The organism is Mesorhizobium sp. M7A.F.Ca.US.002.01.1.1 (assembly GCF_004022955.1).
GTDB lineage: Bacteria > Pseudomonadota > Alphaproteobacteria > Rhizobiales > Rhizobiaceae > Mesorhizobium > Mesorhizobium ciceri.
Map to the genome: position 1 here is coordinate 1 of NZ_RZQE01000747.1, position 1,950 is coordinate 1,950.

Genomic DNA, 1,950 nt, shown 5'->3' on the forward strand with positions numbered 1-1,950 from the left:
GAAGTTCATCAAGCCCATGGAACCCGAGCTGGTCGAAACGCCACCGCAGGGCGACGAATGGCTCCATGAGATCAAATTCGACGGGTATCGGACCCAAATCATCAAGGATGAAAACGGGATCCGGCTGTTCACCAAGAACGGATACGACTGGACAGGCCGCTATATCGAACTTGCCGGAGAGGCGGAGGCGATCGAGGCGGAAAGTTTCATCATCGATGGCGAGACAATCACGGTCAACGAGGCCGGCCTGTCCGACTTCCAGGCCCTGCAGTCAGCCGTCACCCGTCGTAAGCCTTCGCGCGATCTGTATTTGGTGGCATTCGACCTCCTGCACCTGAACGGGCATGATTTGCGCAACATGCCGGTGGAAGACCGCCGCGAGATCCTGCAGGAACTGATTCCAGCCGTCGGTCGCATTCAGGTCAGCAAAGCCATGCCCGGCACCGGGGACGCGGTTTATCACCTGGTCGACAGGGCGGGGTTGGAGGGCATGGTCTCGAAGCGCAAGGCCAGCGTCTATCGCAGCGGACCGACGATGAACTGGCGCAAGATCAAGTGCTATGCCGAAAAGGAAATGGACATTATTGGCGTGCAGCGCGAGGCTGGGAAGCCGGCAATGGTGCTCATGGCCGACAAGGGCCGCTACGCCGGCGGCGCCTTCGTTGCCTTTAAAGCCGACAAGCGCCAGCGACTATGGGATCGCGTGCAAGGGAAAGTCGGCGGACCAGTGCCCATCGGTCTAAAGAAAGAAAAGGCCGAATGGCTCAAGCCTGGTCTGGTCGGTCGCGTGCGGTTCCTGAAGGGCGAGGAGAAGCTTCGCCATGCGAAGCTGCTGGACTACCGGGAGGAATAATTCTTGGGCTGCAGGCAATGAGTGCCCACGTTGCGGAACAGAACCGTGTGGCTGACGTTGTGCCGACATCGGCACGTCTAGGAGAAACGGCATGGTGGCGCCGCGCGCGGTCTGGAAGGGCTTTCTGAGGGTCGGTTCCGTGTCGTGCGGGGTGAAGATAGTTGGTGCCACAAGCGAGGCATCCAAGATCCACTTCAAGATTCTGAACCGCAAGAACGGCTTGCCCGTCAAGAGCGCCTATGTCGACGAAGGGACCGGCGATGTTGTCGAAGTCGCGGATCAGATCAAAGGCTATGAAGCGGACAAGGGCGAGTTCATACAAGTCGAGCCGGACGAGATCAAGAAACTGAAACTGACGTCGCAGCATACGCTTGATGTCGATTCCTTTGTTCCGGTTGCCGAGATCGACACACGTTACCTGGAGAAGCCATACTACCTAATCCCGGCTGACGGCGCCTCGTTGGAGGCCTTTTCTGTCCTGCGCGATGCGATGGCCAAGAAGCGCGTTGCGGCGCGATCCTGCGTCGTGCTCTATCAGCGCGGGCGCGAAGTGTTGATACAGCCGCTTGAAAAAGGAATGCTGCTGACCGAGTTGCGCACCCACAATGAGATGACGTCGGAAGACACCGTCTTCGACGATGTGAAAAGCCCAAAATACGATTTGGATCTGCTCGAAATCGCGGGGCTTCTCATCGACAAGAAGGTGACAAAGTTCGATCCTTCGAAATTCGAGGATACTTACGAGGATGCGTTGATTGCCATGATCGACGCCAAGCGCAAGGGCAAAAAGCCCCCGAAACCGGCGCCAAAGCCCCAGGAGAACGTGGTCGACCTGGCCTCGGTTCTTCGAAAGAGCCTCGCCAAGGAAGGCATCGGCAAAGACCGGCCAAAGGCCAAGAGCCGCAAATCGGCATAGTTAAAAATAGCAATCCCACCATCACCGCGCATGACCCAGTAGTTTTGGTGCGCTCGCGCGTTTCCGGCGTCAGGTCTTCGGCCAATCTCACCGGCTCGTCGCATGCGACGCTGCGGCGATCGGGAGGAAAGACCATGACGCCTGACGCGACAAATCGCGGAGGCTACGGGCAGCCTAGACA

The 1,950-nt window shown here is 58.3% G+C and carries 2 protein-coding genes; both read left to right on the plus strand.

Annotated elements, in window-relative coordinates; genetic code table 11:
- The coding region (locus EN932_RS34975) for an ATP-dependent DNA ligase (RefSeq protein ID WP_128369469.1) at positions 1-853 on the plus strand (853 nt) is incomplete at its 5' end.
- Positions 854-944: 91 nt separating this feature from the next.
- Positions 945-1,769 carry a Ku protein gene (locus tag EN932_RS34980; protein WP_127416588.1) on the plus strand — a complete coding sequence of 275 codons (825 nt, stop codon included), beginning with the start codon at positions 945-947 and terminating at the stop codon, positions 1,767-1,769.
- Positions 1,770-1,950 lie beyond the last annotated feature (181 nt).